This window comes from Ulvibacter sp. 2210JD10-4, from assembly GCF_058148525.1.
The window spans coordinates 302,883-324,864 of the sequence record NZ_JBYVJZ010000004.1; the positions used below are offsets into that span (position 1 = coordinate 302,883).

16 protein-coding genes are annotated in these 21,982 nt (G+C 38.6%); 7 read left to right on the forward strand and 9 right to left on the reverse strand.

Features of this window, described 5'->3' with window-relative positions; all coding sequences use genetic code 11:
• Window positions 1-53 precede the first annotated feature (53 nt).
• From ACY2RT_RS11500 to ACY2RT_RS11530, 7 genes are all read right to left on the reverse strand, one after another.
• Window positions 54-1,271, reverse strand: coding sequence for a bifunctional folylpolyglutamate synthase/dihydrofolate synthase (locus ACY2RT_RS11500; RefSeq protein ID WP_490156138.1), 1,218 nt, complete (start codon window positions 1,269-1,271; stop codon window positions 54-56).
• 18 nt (window positions 1,272-1,289) lie between these two features.
• Window positions 1,290-3,779 (reverse strand): T9SS type A sorting domain-containing protein, encoded by a 2,490-nt coding sequence (locus tag ACY2RT_RS11505; RefSeq protein WP_490156057.1) that lies wholly within the window; start codon window positions 3,777-3,779, stop codon window positions 1,290-1,292.
• Window positions 3,780-3,837: 58 nt separating this feature from the next.
• Window positions 3,838-4,659, reverse strand: a complete 822-nt coding sequence (locus tag ACY2RT_RS11510) for an energy transducer TonB (RefSeq protein ID WP_490156058.1) — start codon at window positions 4,657-4,659, stop codon at window positions 3,838-3,840.
• Between the two features lie 93 nt (window positions 4,660-4,752).
• On the reverse strand, window positions 4,753-5,145 hold the full coding sequence (locus ACY2RT_RS11515) for an ExbD/TolR family protein (RefSeq protein WP_490156059.1): 393 nt from the start codon (window positions 5,143-5,145) through the stop codon (window positions 4,753-4,755).
• The gene (locus ACY2RT_RS11520) at window positions 5,145-5,846 is read right to left on the reverse strand and encodes a MotA/TolQ/ExbB proton channel family protein (protein ID WP_490156060.1); all 702 of its coding nucleotides are present in this window, start codon (window positions 5,844-5,846) and stop codon (window positions 5,145-5,147) included. Before ACY2RT_RS11520 ends, ACY2RT_RS11515 begins: the two co-directional genes overlap by 1 nt.
• A 47-nt stretch (window positions 5,847-5,893) precedes the next feature.
• Window positions 5,894-7,270: a sodium:proton antiporter NhaD gene (nhaD, locus tag ACY2RT_RS11525; protein WP_490156061.1), complete on the reverse strand. Its 1,377-nt coding sequence runs from the start codon at window positions 7,268-7,270 to the stop codon at window positions 5,894-5,896.
• A gap of 28 nt (window positions 7,271-7,298) precedes the next feature.
• On the reverse strand, window positions 7,299-8,525 hold the full coding sequence (locus ACY2RT_RS11530) for a Glu/Leu/Phe/Val dehydrogenase dimerization domain-containing protein (protein ID WP_490156062.1): 1,227 nt from the start codon (window positions 8,523-8,525) through the stop codon (window positions 7,299-7,301).
• Window positions 8,526-8,808: 283 nt separating this feature from the next.
• On the opposite strand from ACY2RT_RS11530, the gene ACY2RT_RS11535 reads away from it, so the two are divergent.
• Complete coding sequence (locus tag ACY2RT_RS11535; RefSeq protein WP_490156063.1) at window positions 8,809-9,801, forward strand: DUF1028 domain-containing protein; 993 nt, start codon at window positions 8,809-8,811, stop codon at window positions 9,799-9,801.
• Window positions 9,802-9,853: 52 nt separating this feature from the next.
• Here ACY2RT_RS11535 and ACY2RT_RS11540 read toward each other — a convergent pair whose 3' ends face one another.
• Window positions 9,854-10,918: an anhydro-N-acetylmuramic acid kinase gene (locus ACY2RT_RS11540; RefSeq protein ID WP_490156064.1), complete on the reverse strand. Its 1,065-nt coding sequence runs from the start codon at window positions 10,916-10,918 to the stop codon at window positions 9,854-9,856.
• Between the two features lie 92 nt (window positions 10,919-11,010).
• Here ACY2RT_RS11540 and ACY2RT_RS11545 point away from each other — a divergent pair, with 92 nt between their 5' ends.
• Complete coding sequence (locus ACY2RT_RS11545) at window positions 11,011-12,153, forward strand: acyl-CoA dehydrogenase (RefSeq protein WP_490156065.1); 1,143 nt, start codon at window positions 11,011-11,013, stop codon at window positions 12,151-12,153.
• A gap of 91 nt (window positions 12,154-12,244) precedes the next feature.
• Here the strand turns inward: ACY2RT_RS11545 and ACY2RT_RS11550 are convergent, their stop codons facing one another.
• Complete coding sequence (locus ACY2RT_RS11550; RefSeq protein ID WP_490156066.1) at window positions 12,245-14,131, reverse strand: putative porin; 1,887 nt, start codon at window positions 14,129-14,131, stop codon at window positions 12,245-12,247.
• Between the two features lie 62 nt (window positions 14,132-14,193).
• Here ACY2RT_RS11550 and rnhB point away from each other — a divergent pair, with 62 nt between their 5' ends.
• From rnhB to ACY2RT_RS11575, 5 genes are all read left to right on the forward strand, one after another.
• A complete protein-coding gene (rnhB, locus tag ACY2RT_RS11555) occupies window positions 14,194-14,793 on the forward strand; it encodes a ribonuclease HII (RefSeq protein ID WP_490156067.1) in 600 nt (199 codons plus the stop codon).
• Window positions 14,794-14,867: 74 nt separating this feature from the next.
• Window positions 14,868-17,318, forward strand: coding sequence for a hypothetical protein (locus tag ACY2RT_RS11560; RefSeq protein ID WP_490156068.1), 2,451 nt, complete (start codon window positions 14,868-14,870; stop codon window positions 17,316-17,318).
• 90 nt (window positions 17,319-17,408) lie between these two features.
• On the forward strand, window positions 17,409-20,348 hold the full coding sequence (locus ACY2RT_RS11565) for a hybrid sensor histidine kinase/response regulator transcription factor (protein WP_490156069.1): 2,940 nt from the start codon (window positions 17,409-17,411) through the stop codon (window positions 20,346-20,348).
• A 138-nt stretch (window positions 20,349-20,486) separates the two neighbouring features.
• Window positions 20,487-20,639, forward strand: a complete 153-nt coding sequence (locus ACY2RT_RS11570; RefSeq protein WP_490156070.1) for a T9SS type A sorting domain-containing protein — start codon at window positions 20,487-20,489, stop codon at window positions 20,637-20,639.
• Window positions 20,640-20,644: 5 nt separating this feature from the next.
• Window positions 20,645-21,982 carry a hypothetical protein gene (locus ACY2RT_RS11575; protein WP_490156071.1) on the forward strand — a complete coding sequence of 446 codons (1,338 nt, stop codon included), beginning with the start codon at window positions 20,645-20,647 and terminating at the stop codon, window positions 21,980-21,982.

Consider the following 21,982-nt stretch of genomic DNA (forward strand, 5'->3'; position numbering starts at 1 on the left):
GATGCAAATATAAGCTAGTTTTTATATAACACAAACAAATAATTCAAAAAATGTTATAAAACTTCAGCCACTACAAACGTGCTTCCTCCCACGTAAATTAAGTCGTTCTTTAAGGCATTTTTTACCGCAGATCGGTACGCCATTTTTACACTACTATAATGCTTCCCTTTTAGTCCGGATAAGGCTGCTTCTTCTGCTAAAATTATTTCCGAAAGTCCCCTCGGAACATCCGGTTTACAAAAATAATAGACGGCTTCTTTGGGAAATAGTGACAGAATATTGCTTACTTCCTTATCGTTCACCATTCCTAAAACTATATGCAATTTCTCATAGGATTGTTCTTGTAGTTGCTTCAGCACCAGCGTCAGGCCCTCACGGTTATGTGCCGTATCACACACTATCTTCGGATTTTCGCCCAATACCTGCCAACGTCCCAGTAAACCGGAATTCTCAACCACTTTTTGCAATCCTCTTTTAATGGCAGCTTCCGGCAGTTTCCATTCTTTATCCTTTAAAACCTGTAAAGCTGCCAAAACGGTTCTTTTGTTTTTTTGCTGGTAGCTTCCCTGTAGGTCTGTTTTGTAGTCTGCAAATGTTTCCGCTTCAGCAAAACAAATAGGGGCTCCTTTTTCTTTAGCGATCCTCCTGAATATGGCTTGGGTTTCAGGCTGTGTCTCACCAATGACAACAGGAATATTCGGTTTTATGATCCCAGCTTTTTCTGTAGTAATTTCAGTTAAAGTAGTTCCCAGAAATTGGGTGTGGTCCAGTCCGATATTGGTAATGATCCCAACTTCCGGTGTAATGATATTGGTACTGTCCAGCCTGCCTCCCAACCCAACTTCCACAACAGCTATATCCACCTTTTCTTTCTTGAAATGATCAAAGGCCAGTCCCACAGTCATTTCAAAAAAAGATAGTGCATTGGCTTCAAAAAAGGATCTGTGCTTAGACACAAAACCGGAAACGGTTCGCTTGGGTATGGGCTTCCCGTTGATCTTGATACGTTCCCTGAAATCCTTTAAATGTGGCGAGGTATAAAGCCCAACCTTATAGTCTGCTTCCTGCAATACCGAAGCCAGCATATGGCTGCAAGAGCCTTTTCCGTTCGTACCTGCTACATGAATGCTTTTAAAATCCTGTTCAGGATTCCCTAAATAGTTAGCAAGCTTAATGGTGTTGTCCAGATTGGCCTTATATGCCTGCTTCCCCACACGCTGGTACATGGGTAGTTGTGCAAACAACCACGCTATGGTTTCTGAATAGTTGATACCTGAAAATTTATTTGTTTACCTGACGAGCAACTTTTTAGTGGTTTGTTTATTGCCTTGCTTCACTTTTACAAAATACACACCCTGCGGAATAGCATCCACAGCAATCTGAAGTTCTCTCCCTGCTACTGAAAAATGCTGCTGAAAGACTTCTCTTCCCAATTGATCATACATTGTAATATATGTTTTTACTGAAGCTTCCGGCAATGTTATATTCACATATTCTGAAGCCGGATTAGGATACAACACAACCTCAGCATTAAAACCAGTTTCTCCGGTTCCCAGCACTACATCACTCAAATTCAGTTTATAACTGGAACGTCCATAGGTTCCTGCATAGATGTATTGGATTCCTTCATGGATGTGCAGATCGGTCACCACAACAGCCGGCATATTGTCTCCCATCACTTCCCATGAAAAGCCTTCATTACCGGAAGCCATCACTCCAATATCGGTTGCCAGGTACAGGTTTCCGTTTACATCTTTTTCAATATCATTGATAGGAATATCCGGAAGGTTGTTAGAAATATTGGTCCAAGAAGCTCCGTTGTTCAAACTTCTGTACACATGCCCGTCGTCCGTACCATAGCGGTACCCTGAAAAGGTTACATATACTGCATTGATATCATCCCGGGAAGCCAGCACACCGGTTACCCATCTATTGGGTAAGGAATCTGAGATTTTCGTCCAGTTGGCTCCTCCATCTTGTGTAACCCAGACGTTACCATCATCTGTCCCTACATAGATAGTATCTGTATGTATAGGAGAGACACTAATACAGGTTATGGTACCAAAGGTGAGGTTTCCTCCTCCAGAACCATTTGTTAGGTCCGGGCTTATTGCTGTCCAGTTTGCAGCACCGTCTGTAGAACGATACAATTGATGCCCCGAATAGTACACAACTTGTGGATTGAACGGATCTAAAGCGATAGGCGTATTCCAGTTGTTACGTCCAAATCCGCCTGCCACTTGATCAAAACTTGCACCATCGTTAATGGATTTACCCATATTGCCATTTTGTGACATTCCGTAAATAATATTGGTATTTGTTGGGTCTACTATAGCTTGAAAACCATCTCCTCCATACACATAGGACCAATCATTTAAACTCCCGGTAGTAGTACGAATAACACTATTGTCCTGGGATCCACCATAAAATTTATCAGCATTTTGAGCGTCTACATGAACTTCATAAAATTGTGTGATCGGTAACGTTACATCTTTGGTGGAAGAAGTTCCATCATTGGTACTTTTATACAAGCCGCCATCATTCCCTAAAAGTACGCCTCCTGGCACCATGGCATTAAAAGCCATTGCATGTTGGTCTACATGAACATTTGGAAAAGCAGTAAACCAGTTGTTTCCTCCATCTGTAGATTTTTCCACTACAAAATCTACATTGTAAAGGGTGTTCTCATCGGTTGGGTCCACAAAAACGCCTCCAAACCACCAGTGAAACCCTACATTGGTCAATTGACTTGAATTTACCTCTGTCCAGGAATCACCTCCGTTTGCCGTACGGTACACTCCCTGAATACTACCCGTTGCATCTGCATATCTTGCATACAATACATTAGGATTGGATTGAGAGATATCAATACTGATACGTCCTTTATCTGAAGGGGCACTTGGCAAACCAACGGTCAACTCTGCCCAGTTATCGCCTCCATCCGTAGAGCGGTATATCCGTGAGGTTTCACCTCCGTATTGCCTTCTGTTAGGTCTGCGGATACGCTCCCAACTCGCTGCGTATACTATATCACTATTGCTTGGGTGGATCACCATATCGATCACCCCGGTAGAGTCACTTACAAACAGTTTTTGTTCCCAGGTATCTCCTCCATTGGTAGAGCGATACACTCCCCTATTGGCATCATTTCTGAAAAGAGGTCCCATAGCTCCTACAAAAATAGTGTTGTCATCATTGGGATCGATCAGTACTTTTCCAATGCTTCCCACATCCGGTAAACCTTTACTTTCCCAAGTGAGTCCGGCATCTGTACTTTTATACATTCCGTTTCCGTCATAGGCCAAGGAACCTCCACCGGCATTTACTTCTCCGGTTCCTACCCAGATAAGATCATTATTGTTCTTTGAAATTTCGATATCTCCAATCGATAATACTTCTTCACTATCAAAGATCGGGGTCCAGTTGGCTCCCGCATCGGTAGTTTTAAAAATACCTCCCGAAGCAGCACCTACATAATAGGTTTGTCCCTGGGTTGACGGAATTTCGATATCGCTAATTCTACCGCCAACATTGGTAGGGCCTGAGAATTCCCAGATCGCTGCATTGTTACGTTCTGCTACATTTTTTTTCCACTGAACTGCTTTTGCGTAGGCATCGGTCTTTAGTGTACCTGTTGGATAGGCACGTTGCATGAACATAAGATCATGTGGTCGCTTTTCAATTTTCTCTTCGGTATCTTGAGATACTTCTTTCTTTGAGGAGTTGTTACAGCCTATTATAGAAAGAACTAACAGGCAAAGGGTTATATAGCGAATCATAGCATCTATTTTTTGGAGCTAAGATACTGAAAAATAAGGTTGGAAGTATCACAAAATACTACTGGGAAAGTCTGAAACGGTAGATGATCTTTCCTATCTGTTTTGCAGGAGCTTTATCATCACTGTTAAAACGGGTTGCCAGCGCAGCGCGTTTTGCCGGCTCTAAAAGACACCTTGAATTATTTGTAGTACCGCGTACCCCTGCGGTTGCATTTATTACTTTACCATTACGATCTACTTCTATACTAACAACCACGGTTCCGGCCTCATTACAATCCTGAACGAACTTCTCTTTGTTAAGTGCTTTTCGTCCACCCAACAAATAGTTACCGTCCCCGTCAAGTCCTTTTCCTGTTCCGTAATAGCTTTGAGCATTGGGGTCTCCATTAGGGTTTCCTTTATCACCGGGGGTATCATCATTTCCTTCCCCTCCTTTGGCAACACCATCACTTTTGGGACCGTTGATCAAATTGGAGAGTGCATCGCTGGTAGACTTATCGGGTTTGGGGTCCGGTTTTTTTGGGGGATCTTTTTTAGGTTTCTCCTCTACGGGGGTTTCCTTTTGCTCTTTTTTAGTTTCTTCTTTTTTGATCACCGGAGCATCTTCGGTATCCTGAGTTAACACTTCTTCCTTGATCTCGGATTTGGGTTGTGTTACCGGTTCGGGTTCGGACTGTTTGGGCGCCGATTTAATGGCTTCTGTGGGTTGAATATTTCCGGAGCCTGTATCTGTAGTACCAAAGTTAACAGCAATACCGCTTTCAGGGGGTGGGTCCAGATAGGTCATCCCTACATAAAATAACAAAAGGAGTATGATCACGTGTAGAATTACCGTGATGGTCATACTCTTTTTTTTATGTTTGGTGTCTAAAAGACTCATCTTCTTTTTGCGTTAAGGATTGAGTTAAGCTACCATGTAGCAACGAAAGCCTGACGTTTTCCCGGACACCCGGGAAAAGGGAACGCCCTCATCTTAATTAGGTCGTACCGCCAATACTACCTTATAATCATTTTTATTGGCTATGTCCATTACAAAAACCGCATCTTCAATAGGCACGCCTTCTTCGGCGCGTAAAATAATAGTGGGTTCTTCCTGGCCCGATAAGGCACTTTTTAACTCTTTTTCTATATTATATTCTGAAACTCTTTCCTTATTTACATAAAAGGCCCCATCTTTTGTAATACTTACGGAAGCTTTTTGGGCATTAGTACTCTTCCCTTTTGCTTTGGGCAAAATAAGGTCCAAAGCATCCGGTGTGATCGCAGGAGAGGTAAGCAGGAAGAATACCAATAACAGAAATACAATATCTGTCATGGAACTCATACTAAAATCCGCACTTACTTTATTTCTTCCTCGTAAATTCATTATGCCGGTTCGTTTAACATATCTAAAAAGTCTACAGCATTAGCTTCCATTTGGTGTACCACTTTATCTGTTCTCACTACAATATGGTTATACCCCATATAGGCAATAATACCTACAATTAAACCTGCAACTGTGGTTGTCATAGCCGTATAGATTCCTTCTGCAAGAGTTCCCATTTCTGCCTGTCCACTACTGGTTGCCAATTGATGGAATGCCAAAACCATACCAATTACGGTTCCTAAGAAACCGATCATAGGTGCAGCACCCGCTATAGTTGCCAAAATACTTACATTTTTCTCCAGTTTATAAACTTCAAGACGGCCGGCATTTTCAATTGCCGTATTAATATCTTCTAACGGGCTGCCTATACGGGAAATCCCCTTTTCGGTAAGGCGGGAAACAGGACTGTTCTGCTGTGCACACAATACTCTTGCTGCCTGGATATTTCCACTGGCCACATTGTCCCTGATCTGATTCATAAAGTTACTGTCCATTTTGGAAGCTGCTTTAATAGCAAATAGCCTTTCAAAATAGATATAGACAGCTACAAATAGAAGTACGAAAAGAACACCAATAATAATTTGACCTCCCAGGCCACCGTTCATTAGTAATTCCATGATCGAAAGTGTTTTTTCGGTAGTTTCAGGTTCTAAATCCTGTAATGCCGGGTCAACACCTTCTTGAATTAAGAAGTTAAGCATAGATTATTTTGATTTAAATGAATAACGAGATTCGTTACCAGAAATTGTTAATGGGGGAATAAAACTCTTTCGAATAAAAGAAATACCGCTGCTCCCGCTGCAAAACCAATGAAAGCTAACCATGCTACTTTTTTAAGATACCAGATAAAGTCTATTCTTTCCATTCCCATTGCAGCTACTCCTGCAGCAGATCCTATGATCAACATACTTCCTCCGGTTCCGGCAGAATATGCTATAAAATGCCATAGAACAGAATCTGTAGGTGATTCATACATCCCAATAGATGCAGCAACTAATGGCACATTATCGATAATTGCAGACAGAACTCCTAAAAGCATCACAACTATATCCTGATTTGGAATAGCGGCTTGCAATACTTCAGCGAGATATCGAAGTGTTCCCACTTCTTCTCCGTGAACTACTCCATATACCAAGCTCTCTAATCCGGCTACTGCCATTAATATTCCGAGGAAAAAGAGAATACTGGATATTTCAATTCGTGACAGGGCCTTATGTGCCGAATACAGATGACGACGTTCTTTGCTGAAATCCTCTTCAGGGTGAATATATTCTGAGACCAGCCAAACTACTCCCAACGCCAGCATCATCCCCATATAGGGCGGTAAATGCGTTAATGTTTTAAATACAGGTACCGAAACGATCATTCCCAGTCCTAAAAAGAGCATCGTCCTGCTACTTAGCAATCTCTCTGCTTCCATATCTTCTGAAGCATCTACCTCAACTTCCCCCCGGAAAGGTTTTAAATAACTTGCTACAAAGAACGGAAGCACAAAACATACAATAGAAGGAAGCACTACAAATTCTATTAAGCCCAAAGCAGTCACTTTGTTTGCGATCCAAAGCATGGTAGTGGTCACGTCTCCAATTGGTGACCAGGCTCCTCCTGCATTAGCAGCAATTACCACCATCGCGGCATACCACAAGCGGTCTCCTTTTTTGTGAATGAGTTTACGCAACAGAGTTACCAATACAATCGTTGCAGTAAGATTATCGATAATTGCAGAAAGTATAAATGCAAGTATTCCTATGATCCATAATAATTTACGCTTGCTACGGGTTTTAACCACTCCTTTCAGCACCTCGAAACCCCGGTGCAGATCAATGATCTCTACAATGGTCATGGCTCCAATAAGAAAGATCAGAATTTCTGCTGTTTTCCCTAAATGATGGAGTAATGTCCCATTGAAACCTTCTTCGGCATGTTCTCCTCCTTTCAGAAAATTGAACGCTTGTTCTTCGGTATTGATCACATCAAACCAACCACTATAAAACCCTACCGCCAATACCGCCCATATTAAAGCTGCCATGATCAAAGCGGGTACGGTTTTGTCTAATTTTAAGGGGTGCTCCAGTGTAATGGAGAGGTATCCGATAATAAAAATTAAAATAATGATTGATTCCATATATTGACAGATTCTTTAGTCGAAGCTTCTAAATTAGCTCATTTAGTGCAATTTCAAAAGCAGTTCGGCTAATGTTTGTTTTTGTACTGTTATTATCAAAAGTATTTCTAATGGCATTCTTAATGGTCATAGACGTATCACTAAAGATCGCGTCATCTGTCATCTGTACTTTGCGTTCCATGAAATAAGCAAATACTCGTGCCATTCCACAATTACTTATAAAGTCAGGAATCAAACTCACGCGGTCGTCCGTATATTCCATAATAGGTCCAAAAAATATCTCTTTATCGGCAAAGGGCACATTTGCACCACAGCTTATTACTTCCAGTCCGGTATCGATCATAGAGGATATTTGTTCTTTGGTGATCAATCTGGAAGCGGCACATGGTGCAAATATCTCACACTGCATGGTCCAAATCTTTTCATTGATCTCCTCAAAGGACAACATATTGTCTGCCTTTAACTTATTTCCATCCTTTTGAAGAAATAATTGTCTTATTTCTTCGAACGAAAACCCTTCTTCATTGATGATTCCTCCGGTTCTGTCGATAATTCCAATTATTTTCGCTCCCATCTGGGCCAAATAATAGGCCGCAGCAGCTCCTACATTACCAAATCCTTGTACTACAGCACGTTTTCCTTCAACATTTCCGCCATAAATATCATAATAATGGCGTACGGCCTCGGCGACACCATACCCGGTGATCATATCGGCAACAGTTATTTTTCTGGAAATATCCGGAGAGTATTTGGCATTTTCCAATACTTTAATAACTCCATGGCGCAATTGGCCAATGCGATTGATTTTATCTGCTTCTGTTGGCGAAAAATGTCCGTTAAACACTCCTTCCTGTGGATGCCAGACACCGCTTTGTTCGGTAATAGGAATCACTTCGTGAATCTCATCTACATTTAAATCGCCTCCGGTACCATAATATGCTTTCAATAAAGGAGAAACGGCTTTATACCAACGTTCCAGCACTCCTTTTTTACGAGGATCGAGTGGATCGAAATTAATTCCGGATTTGGCTCCTCCAATAGCAGGACCGGAAATCGTAAATTTCACTTCCATGGTTTTGGCAAGTGATAATACTTCATTCATATCCAATCCCTGACGCATACGCGTACCTCCTCCAGCGGCACCGCCGCGAAGTGAGTTAATGACCGTCCAGCCTTCGGCTTCTGTTTCGGGGTCATTCCAGTGAAAAACTATTTCGGGATCTTTGTTTTCGTACTTGGTAAGTAGTTCCTTCATTAATTGGCAAGTTAAAGGAACAAATATAAAAAAATGGAAAAGGGTAATAACTAGCTTTTGAGAAAATTTACATTATTGTAATAGTGAATATTCATAATTATATTTTTCAAGCCTTAGTATCAACAGGTTACAAGTTTAAGCATTAGTAAGTATAATCAATTCTGAATTAGCAGCTTATAAAGCTATTAAAGAATACATGAGCAATGGTTTTAAATAAATATGTAGGGTATACTATAAATAAACTGTTATATGATTATTAAATTATTTACATAAAACCCAGATCATGAAAGCAAAACTAAACCTACATGTACTATTATTTTCAATAGTATTTTTTAACTGCACCATTCTATTTTCACAACATACCTTTTCAATAGTTGCAGTGGATACTGCCACCGGTGAAATTGGTAGTGCCGGGGCTACTTGTATTGCAGCCGAAGACGGAGCTTTGGCTATCAGTGATATTGTATTAGGTGTAGGGGCAATTCATACACAGTCTTTTTGGAGCCCTATCAATCAGGCAAATGCAAGGACCCGTATGGAAGCCGGAGATTCTCCCCAGGAGATCATCAATTGGTTACAGGCTAACGATGTAAATGGAGATCCTTCTGCGCGTCAATACAATATTGTGGACCTTAACAGTGGTTCACCTAGAAGTGCTGCATTCACAGGGGCCAATTGTTTTGCAGAATTCATTCATATCACAGGTCCTAATTATGCAATAGCCGGAAATATCCTGATCTCGGAAGATGTTGTAAATGATATGGAAACCGGATTTCTAAATACGTCTGGAAGTTTAGCAGACAAGCTTATGGGTGCCCTTCAGGGTGCAAAAAGACCAGGTGCAGATTCCCGTTGTCTTTCAGATGGTGTAAGTTCGGCATCGGCATTTATTAGAGTTGCAGATCCAACAGATACCGACAGTTCTTATGGAAATTTATCCCTGGATCTGAACGTTTGGATCACAACGGATGTTTTTGAACCTATAGATGCATTGCAAGATGCATATGATGCCACTTTAGGGGTTGATCAATTTACAGACGCTATTATTTCAATTTACCCAAATCCGACTCAAAACAGTATTAATATAAATAGTGGTAAAACAATGATCCGTGAATACGAACTCATAACAATTTCCGGGCAACAGGTTTTAAAAACCGCATTACCAAATATCAGTAATCGAATTTATTTAGATATACATCAGCCCGCAGGCATCTACTTTTTAAGACTAACTGATACTTTTGGGAATGATCATATAGAAAAGATCGTAGTTCAATAACAGGTTGGCAAAAACTAAAATTAAAAAAGCGTACCTGATATAGTACGCTTTTTTAATTCCGGAATATAACTCCACTGGAATGATCTTTTTTGGCACCTGTCACACTTGCCAGACAATTTACTTCATTTCGCAGTTTTAGAACACCTAACAATCCAAAGATTAATGCTTCTTTGTATTCTATGATCTCGTGTGAAGGGAGCACCATACCCACTTCTTTATAAGATCGAATTCGTGAGATCATATAATCGTTGTAAGCTCCTCCTCCGGTAACCAAAACAGAGGCTCCTTTTTGAAACTGCCTACCAATTTGTATGGCAATATGCTCGGTAAAGGTTCGTAATTTATCTTCTGTAGAAATTTTAACTGTATCCAATACTGGAAAAATGTGTTGCTGCACCCATTCCAATCCTAATGATTTTGGAGCTTTCTCTTTATAAAAATCCAAATCATTTAATTGGTCCAACAATGATGCATTAAGCTTCCCTTTTTTTGCCAAATTCCCTCCTTCGTCAAAAGGTTTTCCCAACTGTTCTGCATATCTGTTAAGTACAATATTAACCGGGCAGATATCATAGGCAATTCTATTAGCTGCCTTTTCAAAAGAGCAATTCGCAAAACCGCCCAGATTTAAGCAATAGTCATATTCACTAAAAAGGAGCCGGTCACCAATAGGGACCAGAGGTGCTCCCTGTCCGTTAAGAGCTACGTCTTGTATTCTAAAATCACATACTACTGTTTGTTGTAATAATTGGGCAAGCTTTGGGAGATTACCGATCTGTAGTGTGATCCCTTTTTCAGGCTGATGCAAAATGGTATGTCCGTGACTGCAAATCGCATCGAGGTTTTTAATACCGTATTTGGTAATGAATGTAAAAATAACTTCAGAAAGGTAGGCTGTGTAACGTTCATTCAAATCTTGTAACGCATCTCTTGAAAAAGAAACGGCTTGTTGTAAAGTGGTCTTCCAGGTTTCGGAATACTGAATTGTTTCAGCTTGTAATATCCTGAAATCCCATTCGCCTGTTTCAGAAATATTAAAGCTGAGTTCAGTGATATCAATACCATCGAGTGAGGTACCACTCATTACTCCTATCACATGATATTGATTTTTTTTCATTTTCGTAAAATTAACACGATTTATTGAAAATATGGTAGTAATCAAGTATCTTTGCATCACTTTTTTAAACAATCAATAATTCGTTTAATACTATGGACTTCAGTCTTTCCGAAGAGCACTTAATGATACGCGATGCGGCGCGTGATTTTGCAAAAACAGAGTTATTACCCGGTGTGATCGAACGTGATACACATCAAAAATTTCCACATGAACAGGTTAAGAAAATGGGGGAATTAGGTTTTCTAGGAATGATGGTAGACCCGCAATACGATGGTGGTGGTATGGACACCATTTCGTATGTGCTGGCTATGGAAGAGATAAGCAAAATAGACGCTTCTGCATCTGTTGTAATGTCTGTAAATAACTCTTTGGTATGTTATGGGCTACAGGCATATGGAACTGAAGAGCAGAAACAAAAATATTTGACCAGGCTTGCTACCGGAGCGAGTATTGGTGCTTTCTGTTTAAGTGAACCGGAAGCAGGAAGTGATGCTACTTCGCAGAAGACCACTGCTATTGATAAAGGAGATCACTATGTATTGAATGGTACCAAAAACTGGATCACGAACGGAGGAACCGCAGATTATTATCTGGTTATTGCACAAACTGACAGAGAAAAAGGCCACAAAGGGATTAATGCCTTAATTGTTGAAAAAGGCTGGGATGGATTTGAAATTGGCCCTAAAGAAGATAAATTGGGAATCCGCGGAAGTGATACGCATTCACTTATCTTTAATGATGTAAAGGTTCCTAAAGAGAATAGAATTGGTGAAGATGGCTTTGGATTTAAATTTGCCATGAAAACATTAAGTGGCGGACGGATCGGTATTGCTGCTCAGGCTTTAGGAATTGCAGCAGGTGCTTATGAAATGGCACGTGAGTACTCTAAGGTACGTAAAGCTTTTGGGACAGAGATTTGTAACCATCAGGCTATCGCCTTTAAACTGGCAGATATGCATACTTCTATCACAGCAGCACGGCATTTGGTTATGAAAGCTGCCTGGGACAAAGACAACGGAAATAATTATGACATGAGCGGGGCAATGGCAAAATTATATGCTTCGCAGGTTGCCATGGATGTAACTGTAGAAGCAGTACAGGTACATGGTGGAAACGGTTATGTAAAAGAATATCACGTAGAGCGCTTAATGCGTGACGCAAAGATCACACAGATATACGAAGGCACCAGTGAGATCCAAAAGATCGTTATTTCAAGAGGCTTATTGAGAGATTAATCCGTTTGTCATTCCGAGTGAAACCGAGGAATCTTTTTTAGATTTAGACTACATTAGACCATATATCAACCCGGCCAAGTGTCGGGTTTTTTTATAAAAAGAAATCCCACACAAATCCAAAGCGAATCACTGCATCCCGGTAGGGATAGCCGGGTGCCGAAAAATATTCGTTCTTAGAGGTAAACAGTGAATTGATGTGTTCGTATTTAAAATAGATGCGAGTTTGCCGGATCTTTGCATTAAAGAAGATATCTATTAAAGGGAAGCCGCCCAGTTCCTGATCGTTTTGTACATAAAACTCTGCTAATACCGGATCGTATGCATTCATATTGTAGGAAGTAAAATATTTAAAGTTCACCCCGGTCTGTAAATAAAGAGCCTTTTTAAACCAGTGATCCTGATAGTACAGAGTGTTTCGGGTTACTATTTGGGGTACATTGAATACTTCTTCGCCACTTACTGCTTGCTGAAACAACACGGTATTCATCAAAGCAAATTTTCCGTAACGAAGCTCCTTTTCGACCTTTACTTTTAAATAGTCCACACGCTCTCCATATTGTTGTGGTGTAGGTGTTGAATCATTTTCTTTAATAGTGAAATACGTATAATCATCAATACCTGTATAGCTTACTGTGGCATCCAATAGTTTCTTCGACCTGAGTTCAAATTTAAGCTCTTGTGTTTTTACATTCTCAAAACTGTTTTCCCAATTGTAATTCACATAATCGCTCTGGTTCAATAAAAAATTGAAATTAGGGGCTACTGAATGAACTGTAATAGAAGCTTTTGCTTTATTGTCTTCATTTAATGCAAATGATGCCGCTGCGTTTATAAAATTTCCATCAAGATCTCCCGAAACATTGATCGCTCCTTTTCCCGAAAGCTCAAACCCTCGATACTCTTTTTTGTAAGCTGCTCCTGCCTGCACCAAATTTCCTTGTATCCTGTTGGCAATTCTGCCATCATCCAAAATTAAAACGGAATTGTAACCATAGTTATAATCCGTATAACCCACAAATCCTGTGATACTTCCCAAAATTGAATTATCGAATCTGGCATATGCCTTGACTTGAAAATCTTCTAATTTTGTTTTTGTTTTCAGGTTTGAAGATTCATACGAATCTCCAAAACCGGTATAAGCAGAACTTTGTTTGTATTGATAGAATTTATCCTCATAGCTAAGGCTGTTTCCTATAGTTACGACAGCATAGTTCAAACTATCCTTCTGACTAATTAATTCGTATTCGTGATCTCCGTAAAACCGGAGGCCTTCCAATTTGTTTTCTCCATCTTCAAAGTTTACATCCAATGTTCCGCGGTCTTCAAATTCGGGGTCGTCAGTTGTAAATAATTCAATTGAATTTGTGGTCAGCCCCCCATTTTCTTCATTCAAAATATCCTGTGCCGCTACATGAGCCTTGATCTTGTATCGTTCATTCTTGGTATGGTAATTTGTAGTAAACCGAAAGTTTCCCGTACTTGTTAAGATATTTTGGTAGTTCCCTAAAGAGCGAATTCCTTTATAAGCCAGCGAAAAATTAAATTGTTCCGAAGTATTTACCGTAAAAAAAGCATCCATCTGCTGCCCCTGTTCAAATGCTGTTTTAAAATAGATGTTTGTCCACGGAGTTGGCACCCGGTAATATTTCATATCTTCGGTATCGAGATAATTGAAATGGTGCGATTGTGCAGCAAACAATGGCAGAAGGTTTAATTTGTCAAAACTATAAGCTAACGAATTATAGGCTTGACCCACATTTGAAAAAGGAAGTAGCTCAAAAGCATCCCTGCGTAAGTAATTGAAATTATATTCTTTTTTTATAGAGAGTGTCGTATCTACATACGTAGTGTCTTTATCTGCCGAAATGATCTTGTATAAATCAATAGGAGGTTTTTTTACTTTTTTGGAAGGATCATTTTGTGAAAACACAATTGCCGAAGCGCACAAAAAAAGAAGTAGCAAAAGTGTTTTTTTCATTTGTTATTATCTTACACCGCAAAGGTATATTTTTAAACGGAATTCCTTATTTTTAATTTTCCATGTTGCAACTAAAAATTCATTCAAATTTATTAGAATGTGGTACAGATGAAGCTGGACGCGGTTGTCTTGCAGGTCCGGTAACCGCTGCTGCAGTGATCCTTCCGGATGATTTTAGCCATCCTTTTCTAACAGACTCGAAGCAGCTTTCAGAAAAAAAACGCCTGGCCGTAAAAGAAATTATTGAAGCCGAAGCTATTTCTTTTGGGGTTGTACACGTAATGATGGATGAGATCGATCAAATTAATATTCTCAATGCCTCTATATTGGGAATGCACCGTTCCATAGACCAACTTTCTAAGCAGCCACAGTTTATTGCAATTGATGGAAATCGATTTAAACCCTATGCCAAAATTCCTTATGAATGTGTTGTAAAGGGTGACGGAAAGTATTTACACATTGCAGCAGCATCTGTTCTAGCAAAAACATATCGCGATGCTTTTATGGCCAATTTACATGAAGAATTTCCTGCCTACAACTGGAAACAAAACAAAGGATACCCTACAACCGAACATCGTGAAGCTATAAAAAAATATGGCCCCACACCCTATCATCGCAAGAGTTTTAGATTGCTTCCGGAGCAGCTGAAACTCGATTTATGATTTGTTGAAAACACGTCAATAAACAATCTTGAGTGATGCTTAAATTGGTATAATTCCTTCCTATTTTTGTATCTATGACACTGCTAAAAAAAATTGTTGGGATTGCAGTCATATTTCTGTTTTGGGCTTGTGAGAATGCTACTTCAAAGAAGGGAGAATTAATAGATTTTATTCCTGAAAATGCTTCGGTAGTCTTAAGAATTTCAAATTTTGAAACCTTACAGAGAGATGCGAAAACAAATAGTTTCTTATCGGCTTTCGATAAAACGAAACCTTATTCTTTTTTTTCAGAAAAAGCAACTATTCTAAAGTATTTAAAGTCCTCTTCCCCAGGTATCCTCTGTGTTAATACTCCAACAGATAGTACTACTGCATACACATTTATTACAAGAGAATCCCCAAATCTATTTGAAACAGATTCTATAAAAGATAAAACTATCGAGACGCTGACTTACAATGACCTGTCGCTTCAGCGTATCACTATTGACAAGCAAATTGCTTTTACCGCAGTAAAGGATAGTGTCTTTATTGTATCTTCTTCGCAACTGATCTTACAACAGATCTTAGAAGGTAAAACCGAGAAAGACCCGACATTCAAAAAAATCGCAACTATCAACAGTGAAAGTGAGCTGTCTACCATCATAAAAAATACTGCAATTCCTCTTTCAGATTCAATTGCTACAAATTTTGCTTCATGGATGGCGCTGGATACCGAGATTCTTCAGGATGCTATTACAGCTACAGGTGTAGTACTGGCAAGGGATAGTGTCCCTCAATTATTGTCGGTTTTTGATGGGCAGATTCCTCAAAAAAATGATATTGCCCGGGTAATTCCAAATGGAGCGTTTGGTGCTGTATCATTTACTTTTAATAATCCGGAAAAACTTCAAAAGAATCTTCAGGATTTTCGAAAAGATGAAGTGTTGGATAGTGTTTTTGATCCTTTGTTTGAATCTATCAATGAAGTTGGCTCTATTCAGTTAAAAGAAGGGCGTGTCATTATCTTAAAAAGTATTGACCCCATGCTTACCAAAGAAGGTTTACTGAAATATATTTCTGAAAACAACTCTTTTAGAGAGGTTAATATTAGTACATTTAGTGAATCCGGTTTATTCACTGAAGTATTTTTTCCATTAATTTCTTCAACGATTCCGGAGTATGTGTTTCAATTGGATGATTTCTTTGTTTTTACTGAAACGGTTTCAAGCGCCGAACAAATAATTACTGCCTACAAGAATAATAGTTGTTTATCTAAAGCCTTGTATTTTGAAGATGCTTCTTCTCAATTAAGTACTTCTTCATCTTTATTGATCTATAAGATGAATGGTGCTATTTTAAAAGGAATTTCAAACTTTTTTACTTCTGAAACTGCTTCTCAGCTTGAAAAGACCTCTTTAAAGAATTATCCGTTTGCTGCACTTCAGTTTAGTTACGACCGTGATTTTGCACATGTGAATATGGTGTGTAAAGAGGCTTCAAAAAGCATCCTAAGCCCCGGAGGAATTTCACAGCGATTCAGCCTGAATCTGGATAATGAAATGCTGGGAGATCCACAATTGTTTAGTAATCACCGTACCGGAGGTAATGACATTGTAGTACAGGATATCACCAATACATTATATTTAATTTCTGAAAGCGGAAAAATACTTTGGTCCAAAAATCTGGAGAGTCCGATCTTAGGAAAGGTCCATGCTGTGGATTTACTGCGTAACGGCAAAAAACAATTGGCATTTACTACAAAAAACACTTTTCATATCCTGGATCGTAATGGGAAACCGGTAGCTCCTTTTCCACTAAAGTTTAGAGATGATATCACGCAACCGCTTTCGGTTTTTGATTATGACAATAATCGCAAATATCGATTTATAATAACTCAGGGAAAAGAAGTTCTTATGTATAACAGCAAAGGAAAGATTGTAACCGGATTTACTTTCAAAAAAACAAAATCTGACATTGCACTACCGCCGCAACATATACGTATGGGGAACAAAGATTTTCTGCTAATTGCTGAAGATACCGGCAAATTAAATATTTTAAGCAGAGTAGGGAAGACACGTGTAAATGTGTCGGGATCTTTTCAGTTCTCTGAGGTTCCTATCGCTAAAGAATCTGGTAAATTTGTGGTGATCACAGAGGATCATACTAAAAAAAGTATTTCTCAAAACGGAAAAATAGCCTCCCGAAAACTAAATGTTTCCAATAGCTATTATTTTACAATTAAAGGAAATACCAAAGTTACACTAGATGATAATTTGCTTCGTATTAATGGAAAACTGGTAGAATTACCTTATGGTATTTATACCACTCCAAGGGTATTTAATATCAATAGGAACACATATATATCAGTAACAGAAACCCAAGAGAATAAGGCCTATATTTTTTATGATTCCGGGGATCTATTACAAGGGTTTCCGGTGTATGGCACTTCTTCTGCTGACATAGGAAATTCTTCTTCTAATAAAAGAAAGATGAATCTGGTTGTAAAAGGTTCAGAAAAAGAGGTATTGTTGTATCAGGTCCAATAAGTCATTGTATTGTAATTATTTTCCTACAGTTTTAGTAACATATTGATTTGCAAATATTTGATTATCTTTAATCATCTGCAATATGTTATAATGAAAAAAGTAATATGTTTCTTAGTACTCTTTTCTTTATCGTTTTCCTATGCACAAGAAAATGGTGAATATGCTTCAGCAATTTCTAAAGAAGATTCACTTTCGATTGCAACATACCGAATTAAACTGGCACAGTATATTAATCCTTATCCTGATAGTGCTTTTTACTATTCCAGAAAAATAAAAGCATTAACTGTTCAAAGAAATTATGGTGTAGGAATCGCTGATGCAGATTATCTTATAGGACAATGCCATAAGCGCATACAGCAAAATGACTCTGCTATATATTATTTCAAAGAAGCGTTAACCCTTTCTACAACCATAGATCACAAAATAGGAATGGCAAGAGCTTATAACAGTCTTTGCAGAACTTACTATTTAACAGGTGAAATGGAGGCTTCTATAGACGCCTGTGAGAAAGCAATTGAAAGCACGTATAGCTTTGATGACCCCAATAACCTGGTATTTGCAGATTCTCATATTGCTTTATCCATTGCCTATACACGACAGAATAAGCTTCAGGAAGCTATTAGAATGCTTTTAGTTGTAGACTCGGTTCACAAGGTAGAACCTTTACGTCCCGATGTTATTGCCGCTTCATACCAGAATCTTGGAAACATCTATCTGGATTTAAAAAATTATGATGCTTCCGAAGATTATTACATTAAAGCAAATGATGAGTTCAAGAAAATTCCGGGAAATGTATCTTACTATCTTAATACAACTCACATACATTTGGGACGTGTCTATTTTTATAAGAATGATCTCAAAAAGGCCGATAGCCTACTTACTTTAAGTCATGATTTCTTTTCAGGCATTAAAGACGAACGAAATATTGCAGAAGTCAGTACTTTTTTGGGGCAGGTGAAGGTTAAAAATGATCAATTTTTAGAAGGTGAAACCTATTTTAAAGAAGGTCTATCTATACACAAGAAATATCAAAGAAACTATGAAGCATCTTTAAATGCTCTGGAATTGGCCAAATTATCCATAAAAAAAGAAAAGCCCGATGTTGCTATTGCATATCTTCAAGAGGCTCAAAATTTAAATATTGGCAGCCAGAATAGCCTGGTGACACAGGAGACCAATAGCCTGCTTGCAAAAAGCTATGCTTTAAAGGGGGACTTTAAGGAAGCATTTTCGTATAGTGAAAAGGCTGCTCACATTAAAGATTCCTTACAACAAATACAAAGTGCCGAAAAAATAAAAGAGATAGAAGCCATTTACCAAACGGAGAGCAGAGACAGGGAAATAAAACTGCTCACTTCACAAAATGAATTGGTACAGGAACAGAAGAAAAATCAAAAGAACCTTCTATTGGGTGTACTTGGACTAACAGGTCTCATTGGGTTATTTTTCTTTTTTCAGTATAGAAACCGTCAGAAAATAAATCAAAAGCTTAAAGAAGTTGACAAAGCAAAATCTACCTTCTTTGCCAATATATCTCATGAGTTTCGAACTCCATTAACTCTTATAAAAGGACCGCTTGAAGACCAACTGGCTGCAGATGGTCTTTCCCGAAGCCAGCGTAAAAATCTCTTAAATGCTCAACGCAATACTAAGCGTTTAGAACATCTTGTTGAGCAATTACTGGCACTTTCAAAACTGGAAAGCGGGAATTTTAAACTTCAGGTACAGCCGGGCAATCTTTCCAGGTTTATTGCAAGCCAGGCCGAGGCTTTTTCTTTTAGCAGTCAGGAAAAGCAAATTGATTATTCCATACACCTTAAAGACAAAGACACCAAAGAGTGGTTTGACCGGGATGCTATGGAAAAAATATTATTTAATTTAATAGGGAATGCTGTTAAATTTACCCCTGAACATGGAACAATTGAACTTGTAGGGGAACGGGATGGCACAAATTACCAGTTTATCGTTATTAATTCGGGGGCGTATCTCAACTCCGTGGAACGTCAAAATATTTTTACCCGCTTCTATCAGACCGGGTCTCAAAATGTAGGCACCGGTATTGGTTTGGCACTCACTAAAGAATTAGTTGAACTACACAAAGGCAGTATTAAAGTTGAAAGTGAAAAGGAAGGAAATACGAGTTTTACTGTCAGGATTCCGATTACTGAAGAGGATTTTGACACTTCAGAAGTTCTATCTGCCTCACTTCAGGAAAGTGAAAATCTCACCACTGCTTTTTCCGAAGAAAATAATGAAAACAATATAATTACTACCGAAGAAGACGCCCCTGTTCTTTTAGTAATAGATGATAACGATGATATTCGGGGCTATATCACTTCTATTTTTGAAACTGAATATAAGATTCATACTGCCGAAGATGGAAAAGAAGGACTTGAGAAGGCATTAGAATTTATTCCGGACATTATTATCAGTGATGTCATGATGCCTTATGAAGATGGTTTTTCACTATCCAAAAAGTTGAAAGACAATGAACTTACTTCTCACATTCCAATCACTTTACTAACAGCAAAAACTGAAGACAAAGACAAATTACAAGGAATACATTCTGGTGCAGATGCTTACATTACAAAGCCTTTTGGTTCGCAATTTCTAAAAGCTACTATCAACAATTTACTTGAAAACAGGAGGAAGATTCAGCAGCGTTTTTCCCAGGAAGTTATTTTGTTGCCAAAGGATATCGCCATTTCATCTGCCGATGAGAAATTTCTGGAACGTCTTCAAAAAGTGATGGACAAACATCTGGTAGAGCCAAGTTTTTCAGCAGATAGTTTTAGCATAGAAATGGGTGTAAGTCGCATGCAGCTTCATAGAAAATTAAAAGCCATTACAGGGCAAACCACAAGTGAATTTCTTAGGTCACAACGTTTAAAATTTGCTGCAAATCTTCTCAAAAAAAATAAGGCGCCCATTTCAGAAATCGGTTATCTGGCTGGATTTAATGACCCTTCCTATTTTGCAAAATGTTTTAAGCAAGAGTTTGGCTGTACCCCAACAGAATACATCTCGTAATACAACCAACACATTTATTTTCTTCACAAAAACCTAAAAATCAGAGGGTGTTACATATGTTATACTATTAGTTACAATACTACCAGCCTTCCCTTTTACAGCAAGTTACTTTTACCTCATCAAAATTGATTCCCCAAAATGAAAAAAAAACGCAAAGTGTATTCAGGGGCTCTTGAGATAGAACCATTTAAACAAATCTATCTCAATATAAACCATTTGGCTAAAGGTGTTTACACTTTAAAAATAACACATAAAAATAAAGTCATCAAACAGACAACTTTTAAAAAATAGACATTATGAAAACACTTAAATCGATACCTTTTTTGGCATTTTTTATTTTATTCTCTCTTTCAACTTTTGCTCAACCCTATTCGTTGGATGAAAAAATAAAGCCGTATAGATTAGAGCTTTCAGATGATAAGAAAGTAGAAGGTGCCAAAGCTGTAGCTGCTAATGTAACTATTACTGATAACATACAATATTTCTACGTAGCCGGCTGTAATATGTTCCAATTTATAGATGTTTATATCTTCAGCAATTTTGGGAATCCTGATTTTAAAGCCGAATTGGTGAGAAACACCTGGAAAGATGTTGAAAAAACTGAAAGTACAGGAGCTTCAAAAAACGGGATCATTAATTTTAAGCTTCGTGCCGAAGGAGATTTTGGGTTTAAAATAACCCCTACAGGTAAAAAAATTAATTATACGATCATAGTATATGCAAGTCCCCCAATTCATGAGTTTTTAGGTTCTGCCTTTAAAAAAGCAAGTGAAAGTGATCTCAAAACTGGTAACGATACCGAAAAATCATCAGGCTCATCCGGGTCACCTAACACACTCCTGTATATTATAATTGGTGTAGCACTTTTGGTCATTGGATTTTTAGCTTCCAAAGTACTTTCTAAAAATAAAGCAGGTATGTTACTCCTTCTTATTACTTTGTCTATGTCCTTTCCGGATGTAGCATTAGGACAGGGAGAAATTGAACTTGAACTCGATATAGAAGAGGTTGATATAGATGATATCAGAGATTTGAAATACGAAGAATATCTTCGTGATGAAGCTGGTGAGTTATTTGACGATGCCGGGGATTTGATAGATGATGGCCTGGAAAGACTCGATGAGGTTGGAGACATTATAGAAGATGATGAACGCTACAGAAGAGTAAGAGATCTGTACGACTCCTATACAGGCTTAGGCGATTGTATTAGCGCCACGCCCCCTCCGGGAATGCCTCGAATTCCCAGTTTTTGTGAAACAAGTGATTGTGGAGCTTGTTTTCTGGAAGCGCGGGAGATATTCAATCAAAACAGGTATTCTTTCGAAAGGTTAAAAACCATCTATAGTTGTACTAAAACTTTTACGGACAGAGCAATTGCTTTTGGAGATAATGTCTCCGGAGTACATGGTGTATCCGGACTCGCATGGCAATCGGAAAAAAGAAAAATAGAGAAATCTGTCAAGGACCTTCAAAAGGCATATGATGATAAGTATATAGAACTGTTAGAGAAACAACAACAGGCATTAATGATGTTAGACGCTTGCGAAGCAGAACATGGTATTCCGGATTGGTATGACCGGTTTGGCTATATGTATTATGAATTTACCGCTATGAACTATAAAAGAGCTAATTGA